The sequence below is a fragment of the Sphingomonas sanguinis NBRC 13937 genome (assembly GCF_001591005.1).
Taxonomy (GTDB): Bacteria; Pseudomonadota; Alphaproteobacteria; order Sphingomonadales; family Sphingomonadaceae; genus Sphingomonas; species Sphingomonas sanguinis.
This window is the reverse complement of sequence record NZ_BCTY01000100.1, coordinates 1-2,437: the sequence shown is the minus strand read 5'-3', so window position 1 is coordinate 2,437 and position 2,437 is coordinate 1. Positions and strand designations below refer to the sequence as shown.

General features: G+C 60.0%; 4 protein-coding genes. 1 reads left to right on the top strand and 3 read right to left on the bottom strand.

The window, feature by feature from the left end:
* Positions 1 to 757: 757 nt before the first annotated feature.
* The 3 genes from SSA01S_RS18695 to SSA01S_RS18685 are packed head-to-tail and all read right to left on the bottom strand — an operon-like array spanning position 758 to position 1,526.
* The gene (locus SSA01S_RS18695; RefSeq protein ID WP_061781599.1) at positions 758 to 988 is read right to left on the bottom strand and encodes a hypothetical protein; all 231 of its coding nucleotides are present in this window, start codon (positions 986 to 988) and stop codon (positions 758 to 760) included.
* A gap of 9 nt (positions 989 to 997) precedes the next feature.
* Positions 998 to 1,225, bottom strand: a complete 228-nt coding sequence (locus SSA01S_RS18690) for a hypothetical protein (protein ID WP_061781598.1) — start codon at positions 1,223 to 1,225, stop codon at positions 998 to 1,000.
* 10 nt (positions 1,226 to 1,235) lie between these two features.
* A complete protein-coding gene (locus tag SSA01S_RS18685) occupies positions 1,236 to 1,526 on the bottom strand; it encodes a hypothetical protein (RefSeq protein ID WP_061781597.1) in 291 nt (96 codons plus the stop codon).
* A gap of 112 nt (positions 1,527 to 1,638) precedes the next feature.
* On the opposite strand from SSA01S_RS18685, the gene SSA01S_RS18680 reads away from it, so the two are divergent.
* Positions 1,639 to 2,358: an HNH endonuclease gene (locus tag SSA01S_RS18680; RefSeq protein ID WP_156477967.1), complete on the top strand. Its 720-nt coding sequence runs from the start codon at positions 1,639 to 1,641 to the stop codon at positions 2,356 to 2,358.
* Positions 2,359 to 2,437: the final 79 nt, after the last annotated feature.

Here is a 2,437-nt window from a genome sequence, read left to right as displayed (position 1 = left end):
ACGCATTCAGGCGTGCGCAATGCGGCCCAGGCAGCCGAAGTGAGACGGAGTTGCCGCGCGGCGGTTTCACGCGGCATGGCGGTGCGTCCCGGACGAAATTGTCGCCGCTTTTTCTGTTGATTGACTGTGCCGTCACTGGCAGCCTCTGGGGTGACAGTCTCGGTCAACTTACGCGCGAGCCCATGAGAGCAACGCCACCCGTGCCGGCACGCAACATACCAATACAGCGTGCATAGGCCGCGGCAAGTCCACGATGGGCAAGGCGCGCTTCCGCAGACCCGGCAGTCGACGCCGCAACCAGTGAAACCTGATGACGGTGAAAGAGGTAGTTGAGATCCATATGCTAATCCCGTTTGTAAGCGGGAGCGCGCAAGTCTCTCAGCCAATGGCGCCTACAATCGGATGCCAGTGATAACTTACATATAGGCTCAATGCGCCAAATTGTAAGCCAGCATGACCTGCGACCTACGCGATCGATGGCGTCCAAGATAGAAACTGTGGCTTGGACCCATACCCGGACATTCAGCGGCGACTTTCCCCTTGCCGGAAGCAGACGCTTGTTCATCTCTGCAGGTACGAACCAATTCCAGTTAATGGGTCTGCACCGGATGACGCGCATTTCCCGGCAGACGATCTGACGCGGACTTTTGACACGGCTGACCTCGCAGAAAACGGCCATCTGCGCGTTAATGTTATAACCGGATGGTTGTGACGCCAGGCGGGCCGGCAGTTCGATCGTCAACGCCACCATACGCGGTTAGCGCAGACCCGCGTTCCAACCTGCCTCGTGCGCTTCGTGACCGGCCTTCGTCGCCCGAAATCCTACGGTATCATACGTCTCGCATGTGGCAGGCTCGATCCATCCCTTTGCGACCAGCGCCGCCTCGGTGCCGGCACCGACGCCCGGCCATTGCCCGCGGTCCTCGACGGTATTGAGGCAAAGCGCCTTCAGCACCTTGAACTCGCGTCGTGAGGGCAGGTCCGTCATCACGTCCTCCTAGTTGCGCCAGGCCTGAAGCAGCTCCTGGTCGAACCAGCTTTCAGCATCCTCAAGCGGGCCGAGCGTCGAACGAAACTGAAAATAGGCCGCACCGCCCCGGCCCAAAACCCAACGATGGAATGCGCTGAAAGAAGGCATCTCGCCCGAGCCGGGTTGCACGCCGTGTGCTGCGGCCCAGTCGTGCGTGAACTGCCGGATCACACGCTCGGCTTCCGGCCGCTTCACCGTTCCCGGTTTACCTCTCATTGGCGCGCACCTCGCCAGCCTTGCGGATCGTCACGCCATTATGCCCGCAGTCGATCCCGAAGACGATGCGATCTACCAGCTCGCCGTCCAGATGCAGCGCACGGGCAATATCCACCGTCAGGAACTCGCGCGCGTTACCGGCCGGCTCCGCTTCCATCGCCTGATTCAAATACCGTTCGACCGCTTGCGCGGCATTGTTGAAGCTCGCCTGCTTTCGCCGGCACGCATCATTTCGTCCACTGTACGGGTCACGCGGGACGCGGACAGGATAGGTCTTCATCGTGCGATGCCTCCGCGTCAATCATTACGACATGGGCAAGCAATCGGCTAGAATGTTCACCTTACGTATCACCCGCCCATAGGCTATTATGGTTCGGAAGGCGGGTGCCGAAATGAATCTGTATACTCATGCCGATTGGAAGCGCTTTCGCGGCGAAGTCATCAAGCTGGACGGCGATCGATGTGTCCGCTGCTCACGCGGTCATAACGATGTTGTCCTTCAGGTCCACCACAAACGCTACATTCCTGGCCGCAAGCCGTGGGAATACGCGCATTCCGAATGCGAGACGCTGTGCAAGGGATGCCATGCTGAAGAACATGGAATCATCATGCCCACCAGCGATTGGTGCCTATTGGGAACCGACGATCTGGGCGGTCTGAACGGCAATTGCGAATTGTGCGGCACGGCGTTGCGCTACTCCTATGCGATCGTGCATCCGAGCTGGGGAGCGATGGCTGTCGGCACCGACTGCTGCGACAAACTGACCGGCACCACCGATGCCAGCGAGCATCACGACATGATGCTGAAGGATCGGGGCAAGCTGAAACGCTTCGTCTCCTCGCCGAACTGGAAGACGCTGCAGTCCGGCGAACAGAGCATCGTCCGCGCCGGCATCGCTGTTCGCATCAGCGAGGCCGATGGAAAGTTCTATATCGGATTGGGGCCGGCGCGCGGGAAGGCGTCACACGACAGCCTGATCGATGCCAAGATCAAGGCTCTTGAACTGATCGACACCGGGGAGGCCGCGGATTACCTTCAGAAACGCCGTCACAAGGAACTTGCCCGTCTGCGCGGGCACCGGGCGGTAGGTGTCACGTCCGAACGGTTGTGACACCGCGCCGACCGCCGTCTTCCCGCCACCTCGACCCATAATCGGTCATTCACGACATCTTTGTCGCTTCCCGATTCCA

What these genes read in the sequence shown, in the direction of transcription:
- SSA01S_RS18695 (WP_061781599.1), bottom strand. Translation starts at nt 988, where the DNA reads ATGACGGACCTGCCCTCACGACGCGAGTTCAAGGTGCTGAAGGCGCTT.
- SSA01S_RS18680 (WP_156477967.1), top strand. Translation starts at nt 1,639, where the DNA reads ATGAATCTGTATACTCATGCCGATTGGAAGCGCTTTCGCGGCGAAGTC.
- SSA01S_RS18685 (WP_061781597.1), bottom strand. Translation starts at nt 1,526, where the DNA reads ATGAAGACCTATCCTGTCCGCGTCCCGCGTGACCCGTACAGTGGACGA.